The sequence below is a fragment of the Solibacillus sp. FSL K6-1126 genome, from assembly GCF_038003445.1.
GTDB lineage: Bacteria > Bacillota > Bacilli > Bacillales_A > Planococcaceae > Solibacillus > Solibacillus silvestris.
In genome coordinates this window covers 1643285-1660398 of the sequence record NZ_JBBOPD010000001.1, presented here as the reverse complement: position 1 = coordinate 1660398, position 17114 = coordinate 1643285, and the positions used below count along the sequence as shown (strand labels likewise).

Here is a 17114-nt window from a genome sequence, read left to right as displayed (position 1 = left end):
CAATACAGTTACTCCAATATACCCGTTTTCACAATTTCAACTTTTAACTTAGCCGAAATATCCAATTCTGAAAAACGTTCGTTCCAATCTTTTTTAAACCATTCTGGATGAAATGCTCGAACGCTACGACCAAGTCCTAGAGCATCACTCTTTGCTTCCTGCAATTTTTTGATAACTTCATTCAGATCATGCTCAATCTTTTCCTTCAGAAATCCTTCCAGCTCTTTTCTTGTACTTTTTTTATCTAAGTTATCCTTTGGAAATTCAGAAACCATAAACTGAATTTTAAGATCGATTACAATTTTATTTTCGGATATGTTAAGCTTTCTTTTTAAGTTATTGACCCTTACTGTTAAAGGACTTTCTTTATATAAATGAGAAATACGCGTCGAAAATCCAAGTGTATCATTTAAAATATTTAACAATAATCCTTCATCAGCTGTTAAAGTCTTGCCAGTAAAGGATTTACCTGAAAACAAGGCAACCCCGTCTGCTTTGGGCCGATTATCCTCCCCCATTTTTAAATAGGGCAAAGCCAAGTCCTGGGCATCTTCGAAAATGATAGAAGTAGCTGTCTGCAAAGTGTAAGGAATAACAAAAGAGTTATCTTCCAGACTTGTTATAAATCGGTCATAAAATTCCCCTGCTGTAGATTGCTTATTTTCGCTTAGTTCAAAAAATGGTTTTAAATCCCCTTGTACAATTGCCATTTTCGAAGTTATTGGACTGTTCGCATCCCGAAAATAAATATCTAAATATTCATAAATATCATGTTTCGCGGTATCCTCTGAGATTAGAACTGTTGATAAGACAGATAAATCCATTGTCTGCTCAACTTTTAGCTCAGCATCCTGTCGTACATCACGAGGCGAAACCCCATCTCCGGTAATAACAATGGTTTTCATTTCTGTTGCTGTAGCTTCCGGATAGGCATAGTAAGCAGTTAAACTTCCTATTGTCCCTTCTATGCCTGTAAGCGATACGACGGATGAATTTTTATAGAGCCTTTCATCCCAGCAACCTGCCAGTATCAGTGGAGTAATTATTAAGATGATTTTTCCGATCCGGATAAGGTTCTCCCCCTCACTCTATTCAAGAGAATAATAATCATCGGCAACAAAAAGGTAAAAAAGATAGTTCCATACACTAAATAGTCTTGGAATAATTCAATTGCTGAAAATCGGATAAGTGAATTAGCAGATACGGCAATAACAGCAAAAAAAATAAGTTGCTTTATTTTCGGTAATTTCACTTTTTTCTCAAAATATAAGAGGCGCATAACGAGTACATAATTGACAATGGTAACTAACGACCATGAAAGCCAAATATATACGAAAAATAAATCAAGCCGTTTTACAAATGTTACTTCCACAGCGTGTAATATATATAAAATCGGTTCGGGAATGATTTTTATTTCGTCCAATGCAAAATACATTAAAGTAAAAGATATCGACAATAAATAAAAGCTCGTTAAAATAATGGAATAAATAGCAATTGTTTTTTTTGGAAATTTTTTCACTTTTCACCAAATATTTTCGAAGTACGAAATACGTTTCCGCTCCACTAAATGCATAAGTACAATAAATGAAGCCTTTAAACCAAGTATTTGATCGATCATAAAAAAGTGGAAGCAAATTGGTCACATTTAAGCTCTTCACCGTTAAAAACATAAATATTAGAAACAAGAAAAGCATTGGAATTAGCACAACACCTATATTAATGGCAGTTTCGGGTCTGCTAATACTCGCATAAAGGCAAACCGATAAAAAGATTGTTATTAAAACCAGTGTAGGTGTATTAGGAAACACCCATATCGTTAATACATACGTAATATAACTGACATAAATCGTAATATAAATGGTCCAATAAATCAGGTAAAGTGCTTTTACAAAATTATTTAAATACATGTATTGATGCATTCGTTCATAAAACAATAATTGCAGAAAGAAAATGAACGCTATAATTAAATATTGTATTGTAGCGTCCCGATGTGCATGCTCGATGATCAGGTTTTGAACAGATATATAGACAAAGCCGGTTTGCATAACGAACATAAGAAGAAATATTTGTGCCTTCGTCAACTGTACAGTCATGCTTTATCTTCCTTTTTTGGAGAAAAGTCTTCTGCCTGTCGTTTAGCTCCATAATAAGGACCACGGAAAAAGATCTTTCTCACTTCTACTGGATCAAATGGAATAATTGGAGAAAAATATGGCCGCTTAAATGAGCTTAAATTCAATAAATGAACAACTAATAAAAATGTCCCGATGACAATTCCAAAGAAACCAAAAAGAGATGCTAAAAACATAAATGGGAAACGGAGCATTCGAATTGTTGTATTGAGTTCGATAGATGGGACAACAAAGCTTGAAATCGCCGTAAACGCTACGACAATTACCATTAAGTTCGATACAAGTCCCGCGCTCACAATCGCATCCCCAATAACAAGTCCCCCGACAATACCAATTGTCTGTCCAATCGATTTCGGCAGTCGAACACTCGCCTCACGAATCAATTCAATGGTTATTTCCATGATCATCGCTTCAATAAGTGGCCGGTATGGTATCTGGTTTATATCCGTCTTCACTTTATTTGCCAGTTCAAGCGGCAGTATTTCAAAATGAAAGCTTACAATGGCTATATAAAATGCTGGTAGAAAAATGGCGGCAACGACACTGAATAGTCTCATCAGCCGATAGAAAGTTCCGACAAATACACGTGCATTAAAATCATCCGGTGTTTGATAAAAAGAAAAAAATGTAACTGGTCCAATGAGTGCATTTGGTGATAAATCCGTCATTATGGCGATTTTACCTTCCAAAATATTGGCAACTACACGATCTGGCCGTTCTGTATTCAAAAGTTGTGGAAAAGGAGACCATACTTGATCTTCCAAATAGTCACTAAGCTGGCCAATGCTATAAAACATATCCACATCAACTGCATTTAATCGCTTTTCTACCGTTTTAAGTGCCTCGTTGTCAACTACATTTTCTACAAACATATAGTAAACTGTTGTTTTGGTCTCATTTCCGAGCGTAATTTGTTTTACAACAAGCTTATTATTTTTTATACGCTTTCTAATAAGTTGCATATTCATTTCAAAATTTTCCACAAAACCTTCATGCGAACCTCTTAATATTTGTTCATTTTCAGGCTCTTCTGGTGTTTTGTGAGCAAATTCTGCATTATTTATTCGTATCATCTGCTTTGACTGCAACAAGATGATTAAAGTCTCGCCATTGCAAACATAATCATTAATTTTTTTCTGATCATATTTTTCAGTAGTAATAGTAATCGAATCTTCTTTCAATAACTGATTCTGTCCGGCGCTATTATCCCCATTATTATTTTCATTCGATTTTTCCCCATCTGTATTTTCACTCGTATCCTGACTTACTTGATTGGACTGTTGAGTTAACTGTTTTAGATTCCAAAGGTTTTGTTCAACATCTTTTTTATTTACTAGTGAAGAGTAATAGCACAAAATTGCGTTCTCATCTTGCCCTAACATGATCTCTTTCACAACAAAATCCGATGAATGGAGGAATTCCTTATTTAGTCGTTTAATTTCCTGCTTAATTTCCAATGTTTGTGTCAATACGACTCCCCCCTTTTTGACACAGTATAGGAAATTTATAAAAAGGTTATTCATTTTAGTTAAAGTCTGCAAATTTGGGTAATATAAAGAAAAACCAGTGTTGTTTCCTTATAAATATTTAATGGCCGAATAATGCTTAAACGTACGATTCTAAATAAGTACTGCACTATTTGCTAAATAATTGAATAAAAATGTTTATTTTTTTCAAACTGGGAAATACATTTATATGTCGCTGAACGGAGGTAATTTAAATGAAAAAAGTAGGCATTGTTTTTTGGAGCTCGTTTACTTTAGTAATGCTGGCTGTTCTGGTTGGTGTACTTGCGCCACAAACATTGGAAAAAGTAACAAAGAATGTCCAAAATTTACTTACTTATAATTTCGGCTGGTATTATTTATTAGTCGTTGCAATCATTATTGCGTTTTGTGTTTTTCTAATCCTAAGTCCTGTTGGTGCCATTCGCCTCGGGAAGTCGACTGACCGACCGGACTATAGCAATGCCTCTTGGTTTGCGATGCTATTCAGTGCGGGTATGGGAATTGGTTTAGTATTTTGGGGTGCTGCAGAGCCATTATCACATTTCGCTATTAGTTCCCCCCAAGCTCCTGAAGGTTCCCAACAGGCATTAAAAGATTCGTTTCGCTTCACATTCTTCCATTGGGGAATTTCCGCTTGGGCCATTTACGGTGTAGTTGCTCTTGCACTTGCCTATTCCAATTTCCGTAAAGGAGCACCTGGTTTAATAAGTTCAACGCTTTTCCCTCTTTTTGGCGAAAAAACAAAAGGTCCTATCGGTTACACAATAGACATTATTGCCGTATTCGCTACGGTAATCGGCGTGGCAACTACACTAGGTTTAGGTGCCCAACAAATTAATGGCGGTCTATCCTATTTATTTGATGTTCCAATAAACTTTACTGTTCAATTAATCATTATCGTTATTGTTACGGTACTCTTTATTGTCTCAGCCTCAACAGGTCTTGATAAAGGGATACAACTATTAAGTAACTGGAACCTCTATTTAGCAGCTACCTTACTATTATTAACGTTATTTATTGGACCTACTGTTGCAATAATGAATGATTTCACTTCGGGGCTTGGCAGCTATTTGCAGAATTTCGTGCATATGAGCTTACGCATGGAACCGGGTGATGCGGGCAGTCGTGAGTGGATTAATGGATGGACCATTTTCTATTGGGCATGGTGGATGTCGTGGTCACCATTTGTCGGTATTTTCATTGCACGTATTTCAAAAGGACGGACAATCCGTGAATTTTTAATGGGTGTTATTTTAGCACCGACACTTGTTAGTATTTTCTGGTTTGCTACGTTCGGTACTACAGCGATAGAAACATACCTTACGAAAGACCAGACACTAGTTGAATTACCGACAGAGCAACTATTGTTCGGTGTATTTGGTAATATGCCATTCGGTTTTATATTATCAATTATCGCACTGTTTCTTGTTGCGATTTTCTTTATTACTTCAGCAGATTCGGCTACATTTGTTCTAGGTATGCAAACAACTTTTGGATCGATGAATCCATCATTTAAAATTAAGCTGATTTGGGGGATTTTACAGGCAGCCATTGCGGCAAGTCTTTTATTCTCAGGTGGTCTGACCGCACTGCAGAATGCAGCGATTATAGTTGCCTTCCCGTTTTCATTTATCATATTACTGATGATGCTTTCACTCTACAAATCGTTAATGGCAGAACGGAAGAAATTAGGACTATATATTCGACCGAAAAAACAGCATACCCCGGATGGTCAGAAAAAAGATGGCTGACTTTCAAATAAAAAAGCGCCGCAAATTTGCGGCGCTTTTTTTTGTATTAGTTGAGGGTGATAAAAGTTTTACCGTTACATGGAGTTGAAAAGACTTTAAGACTAACCTTCCTTTCCATACAAAGCAACCTGTTCTTCCCGATTGAACTCGACTGCAGCACTTCTGCGCGGCTTCGTCGATTTATACCATTGCCAGCAAAAAATAACAATGAGCACCACTTCAATCCAATCCCCTGCATAGTACATGACCATACTCCCCATCTCTGCTTCTTGCCGTGAAACTCCTGCAGGCGGATTCGCATACATATACTTCGACAATATATCATGACCGGCTATCGCAGCAATTAAAACAGCAGCCCGGAACCGGTAAGAATACTGATGGTGGACAGGATCGAAATAAATTATGGAAATTGTGAATACGTAGCCTGCAATGAAAAAATGGAAATGTACAAATAGGGCAATAAACGTATTTTCATGCATGTAAGTATATAAATTCGTTGTATATAACAACCATAGTCCGCCTACATTTAAGACGGCGGCAGTAATCGGATGCGAAATGTATTTTAGCAAACGACTTTTTAAAATGGACGTTAGCTTACGTGCCAATGTAGTGTTTGCTGTTCTGAGCAGCAAAGTCATCGGTTTGGCAATTGCCATAAAAATCGGTGCGATCATGCTTAATAATAAGTGACTTATCATATGTGCCGTAAAATTGGTATGAGCGTTGCTTGCCAACGGACCTACAACGGCCACAAGTGCAAACCCGATCCCTATTGTCCAGGAAACTGTACGGAAAACGGGCCATTTTTTATAGCGCTGGTTCGTTATGAAAACAGCGATTATATATGCCGTAAATAACAGTACAAATAATAATCCGAGCAATAGTTGAACATTGGATACAGGCGCCGAATGGTTCATTTCAGCATGGTTATGACTATGCAACAAGTACAGGCTACTCATTAGCAGTCTTCTCTTTTAATTTACTGTTTTGGGATTTGCGGAATAAAAGAAAAAGTCCGATAAGTAAAATGATAAAGGCGCTGACATTCCATACAATATCGTAAACGATGACATTATCCACATAACGAATTTGGTGAATTCGCATCCATTTATGTTGAATAAGGCCATCATACAACTGGAATACTCCAATCCCTAGTAATACGCCTCCAAGCCAGCGTTGAAAGATTAAGCCATTTCTCCGACGCAGATCCGCAAATAAGAATAATCCTGCAATCGTTGCAAACCAGCTGAATGCATGAAAAATACCATCGGAAATCAACCCAATATCCGTTGTCGATTTATCGTAGAAATGGTGCCATCTTAATAACTGGTGAAAAACGGTTTCATCAATAAAGGCAATCAAACCGACACCAAACAAAATACCAGACCACATGTTACGGCGCGAAACTTCTTTATCGTTGTTATTTTTCATGTACTTTAGAGCTCCTTTACGTGTAATTACTTACATTTAATTTCTCCAAATACTTCACAACATATTCGATAATAGAAATTCCCCTCTTGCCCACAAGACTAAACCTGATGATATCTAATTTCCTGCATTTAATCCTAGTTCTTCAAAAGTTTTAATTAATTCTTTGGTATAATCGTTTATCTCTTGCTCCGTCGGAATATTTTCAAGTAGCTCATGAATGGCATACAGTTTGCCATCCTTTACTATCCGATCGATTTTCATTGTATTTTCTATATCGCTAAGGGGATTTTCATTCAATACTAATAGATCCGCAGTAAAACCTTCTTTTATATCTCCTAAATCAGCTACTTTCAAAGCTTTCGCTGCATTAATTGTAGCTTGTTGAAGGGCCTCTAATGGTGTAAATCCGGCATCAACAAACAGTTGAAGCTCCCGATGTAACGCAAAGCCCGGATATGTAAAGCTTCCCGCAGGTGTATCTGTCCCTGTCACAACAGTACCGCCCATTTTATAATAGGTATAGGCAATTTTTTGAATCGTTTTCGTTTGAATTCCAAACGTAACCTGTCCTTGTTTTGCCTGTACAGCTTGTGGCCAATGCTTAAATAAGTAGTCACTATTTTCCATATGATGAACAACTTCATGTGTTGTTGTCCAATAGTGCTCTGCTAATCGCATCTGATCATATAAAACGATTGTTGGGCAAAGCTTAATATCCTTTTTCAATAATTCTTTACATATGCTTTCTATCAATTGTTCATCCGGCTGTTCCCAAGGTATTGAATCCCAGATCTCTTTCGGTGCATCCATTGACCATTCTGGATACATCGCCTGAATAATACCAGAGCCATGTTCCAGCCAATCAATCCCTATGGCTGCCGCATGAAGTGCATCTACTTTTTTTGAATATAATATATCACTACTTACTTCTAAATTATGTTTTCGCGCTTCACTCACTACTACTTCCATATATTCCGGATCAAGCCAGCCGTAAACTTTAATAAAATGTGCACCAAGCTCTACTTGCCGTGCTACTTCCTGTTTTGCAAGATCTGCATTGTCGACATTAATGTTATAGGCAGTATCATCTCCCCACAACCCTGGAGGTCCGTCAATCATACGATCTGCAGAAATAACGCGCGGTTCTATTTTACTCCCGTTCGCATCGATAAATGGTTTAAGTTCAATAATGCTTCCTGCAGTATTGCGAACCGTTGTAATACCTGCTGCTGTGAAGTAATTGGCAAAGTGTTTTTTTATATGGACATGCATATCAATCAATCCTGGAATCAGCCATTTATTCGTACAATCAATCGCTTCTACATCATCCATTTGAATATTGGGAGCTATTTTTATAATTTCATTATTTTCAATATAAATATCCTGCCTACTAAACTCCCCTGTTTCCATATTAACGATAAACCCGTTTTTTAATAATTTCATATTCAGTCCCCTTTGAATTTCATTCTATTTAATTTTAGTCTAATTTAAATATTCTGGAAATGATATAATTTTCTTACAATAAGATAGAGGTGAATTAGATGAACAAAATCGGTGAAAAAAGTATAGTTAGAAAAGCGAACGAAAGTGATACATCACAAATACTTGCAGTGATGAAAGATGCAGAACAGTCCGGATTTATGCTCTTTGCACCGGATGAAAGAAACATGGCACCAGCTGCTTTAAGCAAGTTAATCAATTCCATTAATCAAACACCAACATCCGGTTTCTTTATCGCAGAGCATCAGGATGAGATTTTAGGGTATCTCCTTTTAAAAGCGGAAACGTTATCCCGCACTTCTCACCGGGCTCAAATTGCTGTCGGTGTACATAGTAAAAGTCGCGGTAAAGGGGTCGGCACCGCTTTGTTCGCCCATATGATTCAGTGGGCAAAACAGGGGCAGCTCCTCCGACTTGAATTAACGGTCATTGAACATAATGAACAAGCCGTCCATCTTTATAAGAAAATGGGGTTTGAAGTTGAAGGCGTAAAAAGCAATTCTTTAATTATTGACGGACAATATGTAAATGAACTATATATGGCAAAATTACTTTAATTCTAAAAGGGTTCTACTCAAGTAAAACTGAGTAAATCCCTTTTAGTGTCACACTATTAATCTAGCTCTCTAACTTTAATCGGGACAAGCGAGTTTTCCAAACGGTCACGGAACTCTTCATATTGCACCGGCAATTTTAATTGCTCGCCCATTGTTTCCGGCGTTTCATCATGCGCAAATCCTGGTGGGTCTGTCGCAATTTCGAATAAAATTTCACCAGACTCACGGAAGTAAACAGCATTGAAATAATTGCGGTCTTTTATTTCCGTTACATGCTGACCTTTATCCAAAGCGTATTGCTGCCATTCTTTATGATCTTGATCGTCGTTTGCACGCCATGCAATATGGTGCACCGTTCCAACACCCATCGCCCCACGATTGCCGACCGTCATTTTAACGTCGACAATATTGCCAATGGATGCTGTTGCTTCTAGTCGTACATAGTCTCCTTCACGGCCAATCTTTTCAAGCCCCATTACGTCAACTAATGTATTAATTGTTTGTTCTGGCTGCGATGAATATAAAATTGCACCGCCAAAGCCTTTGATTGCTACATCCGCAGTGATTCCACCAAACGTCCAACCGTTTGGTGAACCCCCATCACGTTCAACAATTTCTAAATGCAGTCCATGTGGATCGTCGAACTGTAGATAGTTCTCTTCAAATCTTGTTTCTTCTTTAAATAGTATATTGAATTTTGTTAACCGTTCTTTCCAGAAGTCCATTGCTCCCACAGGCACCAAGTATGTCGTCACGCCAACTTGACCATCGCCGATTTTACCTTTATATGCTGCCGGCCAAGGGAAGAAAGTAATGATTGTCCCTGGCTCCCCGCCTTGATTCCCGAAATATAGGTGATATGTTTCTGGATCGTCGAAATTGACTGTTTTTTTTACGAGTCGTAATCCGAGAACACCTGCATAGAAATCGACATTTTCCTGAGGATGACCGACGATTGCTGTAATGTGATGAATACCCGTTGTATGTTTTTTCATATTCATTTCCTCCATTCGTAAAAACTGAACACAATATTCTATTTGATAAAACACTCTGTCCAATTTTTATGTAATTAGTCTAGCACATGAAATAACATGTGCTAGACCGATGATTGTTAATTAACGAATTGTTTTTAAAGCTTTTGACCATGGAATTACTTGGTCTAACATTTCATTAACTGAGTTTTGTTGGTGGACAGCTGGTTTAAAGTCTGTTCCGTTTTCGAAGTCCGTAAATAATGATAATGCCGGGTGCACACGTACATCCGCAACCAATAATTCCCCTAGAATACCGCGTAAATGTTCAGTAGCGCGTGCTCCTCCTACAGAACCGTAAGATACAATACCAGCTGCTTTATTGTTCCACTCTTCACGTAAATAGTCTAATGCATTTTTCAATGCGCCTGTAATTGAATGATTGTATTCCTGAACAATGAATACGAAACCGTCTTGTTTTGCGATTGCTTCAGACCAGCCGCTAGCACCTGACGCATCCCCACCAGGTTCGCCTAGCAATGGTAGTTTAAAGTCCGCGATATCAATAATTGTATAGTTCGCGTCTCCGCGTTTATCCGCTATTTCTTTTACCCATGCACCGACTTGAGGGCTTACACGGCCTTCACGAGTTGATCCTAAAATAATACCGATGTTTAATTTTTCCATTTTTGTTTCCTCCATTTTCTTATTTCCAAATAGTTTACTGATGAATCCCATTTTTTACACTCCTTCAATTATCTCGAAATAAGATATCAATTAAAAATTTGAGGGTTTTAATAGATTGATTTAGGTATGCATATAAATAATTGAAGTTTTGCCTCAAATTTTAACTTTGTACTATTATGCATTCTTATCAGTAACGTAAATCATTATTGCCGTTTTGCTGACAATTTATCCTTATAAATGCCTTCATATTTTAAGCAGCAGGGTTTAATTCTAACTCTACTTTAATTTTGATATCTTTCCCTACGAGTACACCACCTGTTTCTAAAGCAGCATTCCATGTTAATCCGAAATCTTCACGATTAATCTTTGTTTCCGCTTCAAAACCGTATACTTCTACGCCCCATGGGTTCGTACCTTTACCACCGTATTCCACATCAAATGTTACCGGCTTTGTTACGTCTTTTATTGTTAAGTCACCAGTTACTTTATAATCATCGCCGTCTTTCGCAATGTTCGTAGCAGCAAATTTGATTTTTGTAAATTCTTCTGCACCGAAGAAGTCTGCAGATTTCAAATGGTTATCGCGGTCTTCGTTACTTGTATTGATGCTTGCTACATCCAGTTCAAAGTTGATTGTCGCTGTCGTTAAATCCGTTAAATCCTCTGCTTTTACATCAGCAGTATAGTTATTGAATTGACCTTTTACTTTTGATACCATCATGTGTTTTACTTCAAAACCGATTGTTGAATGCGTTTGATCGACTGTAAATGTTGTCATTTTAAATTCTCCTCCATTTTATCTCGATTTCAAGATATATTATAAAAATAAATTTCGAAATTAAATATCTCGAACTTGAGATAAATATAACAAAGGATTTTACAAACGTCAAGTGGTTCTTATAATTTTTTCTTTATTGGTGTTTTGAAGGATTGTAATTGCATTGGCTGCTTATGTGGGGGTTACCTCTTCTTTATAAATTGGTGAATACAAGTGTATAGAATGGTATTTTATAAAAAAAGTTTCACCCTTTTAAACTTTCCACCTACCATCAGTCGTCTTATAATTGTCGACAGAGTAAAAAAGGAGCTTCAAATAATGATTGAAGAATTAGAAAATGCATTTATTACATTTATCCGGACGCAGCAAAATTCGCTATATTTACTGGCATATAGCTATACAAAAAACGAGCAGGATGCACTCGATGTCGTGCAGGACAGTATTCAAAAAGGTTGGCTTGCACTTGAGAAACTGACAAACCGTGATCAGATGAAAAGCTGGTTTTATACGATTTTAGTCCGAACAGCGATTGATTTACTACGTAAACAAAAGCGGGTCGAGCTCATTGGGGACGATTCCCTTCTGCTATTATCTGAGGAAGATTCATACCTCAATCTTGATTTACAGCAAGCATTGCATCGTTTACCTCTACAGCTGCGTGAGGTGGTAGTGCTGCGCTATTTTGAGGATCTGAAAATCGAAGACGTCGCGCACATTTTGACGATTCCTCTAAGCACGGCGAAATCAAGGCTTTATAGAGCGTTAAAGCTATTAAAAATTGAGCTTGAAACGGAGGAGAATTAAACATGAATGATAAATTAAAAAAGCTACACACACAATATAAGGATATACCGATTCCACAGGAACTTGAGATGATGATTGAAAAAAATCTGCAACGTCCTCCTAAGAAGAGAAAACGTAAACTGCCTCTTTTTTTAACATCTGTTGCTGCGGCGGCAATTCTGTTTACAGTAGGCCTTAATACAAATCCTGCGATGGCGAAAAATTTGGCAGATGTACCGGTCATCGGTCAAGTCGTCAAGGTGCTTACATTTACAGAATATGAAATGGTCAAGGATGAATATACAGTTGATATCCAAGTGCCTCAAATTTCTGGTTCTTCTGCTGACATCGAAGCATTGAACGAAAAATACGCTCAGGAAGGTAAATTACTTTATGAGCAGTTCAAGACGGATATTGAGGAAATGGAAGCTGGAAATATGGCAGTGAACAGCGGCTACGTTATCAAAACAGATACCGATGAAATATTGTCATTCGGTCGTTATGTAGAAGTTATTGTCGCCTCCTCTTCATCTGTTATGCAGTACACTACGATTGATAAACAGGCGGAAACGGCCATTACATTACCGAGTCTGTTTAAAGACGATCGCTACGTAGAAATTATTAGTCGCTATTTGGAAGATGAAATGCGCAGGAAAATGAATGAAACAAAAGGTGATGAAATGTACTGGGTAGGCGGAACTGAATGGCATGACGAATCATTTGGTGTCTTTGAAGGCATTTCACCTGAGCAAAACTTCTATATTACAGAAGCAGGTAAGCTTGTGATCTCCTTTGATGAATATGAAGCAGCACCAGGCTTTATGGGACTTGTAACATTTGAAATTCCGACAGAGCTGCTTCAGGATGTGCTGGTGAGCAATAAATATATTAAGTAATAAATAAGCAGGTGTATCCTTTTTAATGGTTACACCTGCTTTCCTTTCTTCCATGGCACATTCTATGATCCCTATTAACGCCATAATAAAAAACGGAATGAAGTTATATGACTCCATTCCATCCCGTTCAACATATTCTTTTTTCCGATTAAATTTCGTATTCGATTACAACTTCTTTACTATTGCTAATATTCGGAGATGGCTGTGAATTATAAACACGTGAATATGGCGGCACCGAATATGTCAGCCAAATATTACTGCCAAGCACCGTATCATGACCAATTGTCGTTTTCCCGCCTAAAATTGTAGCTCCAGCGTAAATGACAACATTATCCTCAATATTTGGATGACGTTTTACACCTTTAATCGGGTTACCGTTTTCATCAAGCGGGAAACTTAATGCACCTAACGTTACACCTTGATAGATTTTAACATTGTTGCCGATTGTGCACGTTTCTCCAACAACGACACCTGTGCCGTGGTCAATGAAAAACGAATGGCCGATCTTGGCACCTGGATGAATATCGATTCCTGTTAACTGGTGTGCATATTCAGACATGATACGTGGAACGATTGTGACATCCATTTTATACAGTTCATGTGCAATACGATGGATAAATACAGCACGTATCGACGGGTAGCTTAACATGATTTCTTCCGTTGATGTAGCAGCAGGATCTCCGTTATATGCAGCCTGGATATCTGTTTGAATTGTTTCACGGATTTCAGGGAAACGGTCCATTAACTTCATTACAACATGATCCGCTTTTTCTCGGCATTGCCCATCACAATTATCAAAGTTTTGGTAGATTAATACTTTCTCGATAATATCACGCAAATCCAACGCTGATTGACGAAGATTATTATTCAGTTTCATCAATGTACGTGTTTCATCGACAACACCTTGATTATAAATCGTCGGGAAGAAAACTTCATAAAAACTATCCAATATATGATGGATTTGATCACGGCCAGTGAATCCAATCGATTTTTCCACTTCAATATGTTTTTTGTTATAGTTGATTAGCTTATTAGCGATTGTTGATGTTTCTTTATTTAACCAGTCCTCGATTTTCATGCTAAAACTCCTTTTCTATTTAAAATACATAGTAATGAAGATTATACTACACAAAACGCGCAGTTTGACCCTTCTTTTCAAAATTGTAAAACAGCTAACGGACAATAGCTAATAAAGTGCTTCTCTATTCATCTCGCAAGATGATAAGTGGAATGATGCGAATATAGATAAGCTCCCCCACAATTTCAACAAGTGTCTGGGTGACAATAATCGCCACAACGAGCGATCGGATTTCCTCAGGCATTGCAAGTGCAAATGGTAATACAACAAGTGAATTACGTGTCGATCCGCTAAAGATCAATGCACGGCCTGTCCGGATATCTAGATGAAGCTTTTTCGCGATGATCTTTGAGATGAAAGGCATAATGATTAAAAATGCTATGTAGATGGGGATTACTTTTAAAATCCATTCAAATGAACCCGACAATTTGCCGATTTGTGAGGCAACAATTACAAAAAGAGTTAAAGCCATAAATGGTACCGGAAGCCACGAAGATATCTCAAAAACACGATCGCCCTCTTTTAATGAAATTTGTACAATAAGTGCAACAACTAATGGAAAAACAATAAATGAGACAAACGCTTCAAAAAATGGAGCCACTTCTACTATATTTGCCGCTTGTTCCCCGATAAACAACCATAAATAAAACGGCAGTAACAGCATTTGTGCAACAAAAAGAAAGGGTGTGGCACTGAGCATCACTTTTTCATTCCCCTTGCCAAGCATTGTAAATACTATGACATAATCTATACATGGAGTGAGTAAAACAAGATAAACGCCTAAAAGTAGTGGCGGATAATCTGGAAGAAACAACGTCAGGGTCCATACGACAATGGGAACCGCAATAAAATTGACTATACAGAGTGCGTAAAAGAAACGCCGGTTTGAAAAAGTTTCTTTTAAAGCTGCAAAAGGAATTTGAACAAACATACTGTACATTAATATTCCAAGGATAAACGGGATTAATTTTTCCAATTCATTTTGAAACTCCAGAAAATTCAATCCTGTAAATCCGGCCAATAGTAAAGTTATGATATATATCGTTACTTGATTCTTTTCAAGCTGTTCTCTTGAAATCATGACAAAAACTCCTTTTACCGATCCATTTCCAATGAGACCATGTTATCCTTTTATTTCTTCTTTTACAAACTGTTCTCTTCATCCTCTTATTATTTAGTAATTTATTTTCAAAAAAAGAATGAATGACCAGCAATCTATAATATAATTAATTCATTAGTCAAAATAATCTGAAGGTAAAGGGAGAATTATTCATGTCTCAAGCGAAAAGTATTAACTATTACAAAGAATTAATTGATTTGAAAGATGTCGAAGGGATTGAAGCCCAGTTTCAACGTTTACTTGATGTTTCAATTGAATCCATCCAGGATCTGGAGAATTGGATCGAGGATGAAAAAAATTTACGCTTTGAAATAGAAGAGGCGTTAACAGGCCATCTTGTCGACTTCTACCGAAATACCGAAGATCCGCATATCAAATCAACCTACCTTCAGGATCAGCAAGTCATTCAGCCTCTTTTAATGACATACGAGGCAAAGTTAAATGATAAATGCTGTGAATCCCCTTATTTCAATGAATTGGATGAAAATCGTTACGGCTTAATGAAACGTTTTCGTGAGTCAAAAGTGAAACTGTTTAGAAAAGAGAATATCCCTCTATTAGTTAAGGAACAAGAACTATGCACAAAGTACAGTGAAATTATGGGTGGTCTCACTGTGGAATGGGACGGAGAGGAAAAACCTTTCCCTTTTATCGAATCGCAGCTTGACAATTTGGACAGAAACATTCGGGAAAAAGCTTATCATTTAATTAGAGCTGCTTACCGTCAAATTAAGCCGGATACGGATGCGCTCATGGATGAACTCGTTCAACTACGCCACCAAATCGCAATCAATGCCGGATTTGAAAATTACCGTGATTATATGTTTGTCGCAAAAAACCGTGAGTACAGTATTGAAGATTGTTACGACTTTCATGAAAATGTTGAAAGGCATATTATTCCGGCTTGGAACAGGCTTGCAGATGTTTTCAAGTCTAAACTTGGTGTCGAAACATATCTGCCTTGGGATAACACTGCAAAACTGTTGAAAAATCCTCCTTACGCTGAGACATCAGAGCTTTTGGACGGGGTTGCTGAAATGTTAGGAAAAACCGACCCGTATTTTTCAGACCGTTTGCAGTACATGAGAGAACACGGATTACTTGATCTTGGAGACCGTAAAGGTAAAAGTCCGGGTGGTTTCTGTGTCCCATTACCTGTTTCCGGTGATACATTTGTTTTTGCAAACTTTAGTCCTTCCTTTTTCTCGCTCATTGCTTTAATCCATGAGATGGGGCATGCGGTGAATGGTTACCTCCAAGCTTCAGAACAGGGCCCTATTGAAGAATTCCAGTGGCGAGCGGAAATAGCTGAATTGTATTCACACGGAATGGAATTGTTATTATTGGATAAATTTAATCTATTTTATCCGGAAGAAGAGGAATTCAAAAGCGCACAACGTGAAGAACTGAGACGGGCATTTACGATGTTATTCGGCCCATTGTCTGGAGATCTTTTCCAACATTGGATGTATACAAATCCTCAGCATACAGCAAAGGAACGTGATGAGAAGTTTTATGAAATTTCAAAACGTTACGGGTTGAGCCCAGTTGATACGACCGGTTTTGAAAAGGTAATTGGCATGAGCTGGATCGGGACCCTCCACTTTATTCAATATCCTTTTTATGATATTGAATACTCGATGTCAATGCTCGGTGCACTTCAATTACTTGAGAATTATCAAAAGAATCCGCAGCAAGCTGTCGAATTTTACAAAAAAGGTGCAAGTGCGGATTACAGTCAATCCATTGCATCGATTTATAAAGAAACTGGCGTCAATTTTGACTTTTCAGAGTCAACTGTTAAACGCATGGGTGAATTCTTGGAAAAAGTGATACAGGATATTAATTCATAATCGCTATCGAGCAACATGAAAAGAGCGAATTCCCTTTACGGAAATTCGTTCTTCTTTTAATTATAGCCA

Annotated in this window: 16 protein-coding genes; 5 read left to right on the top strand and 11 right to left on the bottom strand. The window is 37.5% G+C overall.

The features are described from left to right. Positions 1-8 precede the first annotated feature (8 nt). The 3 genes from MHH44_RS08015 to MHH44_RS08005 form a co-directional block, all read right to left on the bottom strand. Positions 9-1028, bottom strand: coding sequence for a Ger(x)C family spore germination protein (locus MHH44_RS08015; protein ID WP_339264626.1), 1020 nt, complete (start codon positions 1026-1028; stop codon positions 9-11). A 315-nt stretch (positions 1029-1343) separates the two neighbouring features. Beyond that, positions 1344-2045, bottom strand: coding sequence for a GerAB/ArcD/ProY family transporter (locus MHH44_RS21175; RefSeq protein WP_445683049.1), 702 nt, complete (start codon positions 2043-2045; stop codon positions 1344-1346). A 44-nt stretch (positions 2046-2089) separates the two neighbouring features. Next, the gene (locus tag MHH44_RS08005) at positions 2090-3601 is read right to left on the bottom strand and encodes a spore germination protein (protein WP_339264249.1); all 1512 of its coding nucleotides are present in this window, start codon (positions 3599-3601) and stop codon (positions 2090-2092) included. A gap of 251 nt (positions 3602-3852) precedes the next feature. On the opposite strand from MHH44_RS08005, the gene MHH44_RS08000 reads away from it, so the two are divergent. Then, positions 3853-5391 (top strand): glycine betaine uptake BCCT transporter, encoded by a 1539-nt coding sequence (locus MHH44_RS08000; RefSeq protein ID WP_340798235.1) that lies wholly within the window; start codon positions 3853-3855, stop codon positions 5389-5391. A 101-nt stretch (positions 5392-5492) separates the two neighbouring features. On the opposite strand, the gene MHH44_RS07995 is transcribed toward MHH44_RS08000, so the two are convergent. The 3 genes from MHH44_RS07995 to MHH44_RS07985 form a co-directional block, all read right to left on the bottom strand. Continuing rightward, the gene (locus MHH44_RS07995; protein ID WP_340798234.1) at positions 5493-6350 is read right to left on the bottom strand and encodes a cytochrome c oxidase assembly protein; all 858 of its coding nucleotides are present in this window, start codon (positions 6348-6350) and stop codon (positions 5493-5495) included. Then, positions 6343-6822, bottom strand: coding sequence for a DUF2243 domain-containing protein (locus MHH44_RS07990; RefSeq protein WP_340798233.1), 480 nt, complete (start codon positions 6820-6822; stop codon positions 6343-6345). Before MHH44_RS07990 ends, MHH44_RS07995 begins: the two co-directional genes overlap by 8 nt. A gap of 114 nt (positions 6823-6936) precedes the next feature. Beyond that, complete coding sequence (locus tag MHH44_RS07985; protein ID WP_340798232.1) at positions 6937-8265, bottom strand: amidohydrolase family protein; 1329 nt, start codon at positions 8263-8265, stop codon at positions 6937-6939. A gap of 98 nt (positions 8266-8363) precedes the next feature. Here MHH44_RS07985 and MHH44_RS07980 point away from each other — a divergent pair, with 98 nt between their 5' ends. After that, on the top strand, positions 8364-8879 hold the full coding sequence (locus tag MHH44_RS07980) for a GNAT family N-acetyltransferase (protein ID WP_340798231.1): 516 nt from the start codon (positions 8364-8366) through the stop codon (positions 8877-8879). 56 nt (positions 8880-8935) lie between these two features. Here MHH44_RS07980 and MHH44_RS07975 read toward each other — a convergent pair whose 3' ends face one another. The 3 genes from MHH44_RS07975 to MHH44_RS07965 form a co-directional block, all read right to left on the bottom strand. Continuing rightward, positions 8936-9874, bottom strand: coding sequence for a ring-cleaving dioxygenase (locus MHH44_RS07975; protein WP_340798230.1), 939 nt, complete (start codon positions 9872-9874; stop codon positions 8936-8938). A gap of 120 nt (positions 9875-9994) precedes the next feature. Then, the gene (locus MHH44_RS07970; protein WP_340798229.1) at positions 9995-10588 is read right to left on the bottom strand and encodes an NADPH-dependent FMN reductase; all 594 of its coding nucleotides are present in this window, start codon (positions 10586-10588) and stop codon (positions 9995-9997) included. Positions 10589-10787: 199 nt separating this feature from the next. After that, positions 10788-11315: a YceI family protein gene (locus tag MHH44_RS07965; protein ID WP_340798228.1), complete on the bottom strand. Its 528-nt coding sequence runs from the start codon at positions 11313-11315 to the stop codon at positions 10788-10790. 318 nt (positions 11316-11633) lie between these two features. Here MHH44_RS07965 and MHH44_RS07960 point away from each other — a divergent pair, with 318 nt between their 5' ends. Next, positions 11634-12119 carry an RNA polymerase sigma factor gene (locus tag MHH44_RS07960; protein ID WP_008408421.1) on the top strand — a complete coding sequence of 162 codons (486 nt, stop codon included), beginning with the start codon at positions 11634-11636 and terminating at the stop codon, positions 12117-12119. Between the two features lie 2 nt (positions 12120-12121). Beyond that, positions 12122-12994 carry a DUF3298 domain-containing protein gene (locus MHH44_RS07955; protein WP_340798227.1) on the top strand — a complete coding sequence of 291 codons (873 nt, stop codon included), beginning with the start codon at positions 12122-12124 and terminating at the stop codon, positions 12992-12994. Between the two features lie 148 nt (positions 12995-13142). On the opposite strand, the gene epsC is transcribed toward MHH44_RS07955, so the two are convergent. Both epsC and MHH44_RS07945 read right to left on the bottom strand, forming a co-directional pair. Continuing rightward, positions 13143-14072, bottom strand: coding sequence for a serine O-acetyltransferase EpsC (gene epsC / locus MHH44_RS07950; protein ID WP_340798226.1), 930 nt, complete (start codon positions 14070-14072; stop codon positions 13143-13145). Positions 14073-14196: 124 nt separating this feature from the next. Beyond that, positions 14197-15153 carry an arsenic resistance protein gene (locus MHH44_RS07945; RefSeq protein WP_340798225.1) on the bottom strand — a complete coding sequence of 319 codons (957 nt, stop codon included), beginning with the start codon at positions 15151-15153 and terminating at the stop codon, positions 14197-14199. Positions 15154-15344: 191 nt separating this feature from the next. On the opposite strand from MHH44_RS07945, the gene MHH44_RS07940 reads away from it, so the two are divergent. Next, a complete protein-coding gene (locus MHH44_RS07940) occupies positions 15345-17045 on the top strand; it encodes a M3 family oligoendopeptidase (protein WP_340798224.1) in 1701 nt (566 codons plus the stop codon). The last annotated feature ends 69 nt before the right edge of the window (positions 17046-17114 follow it).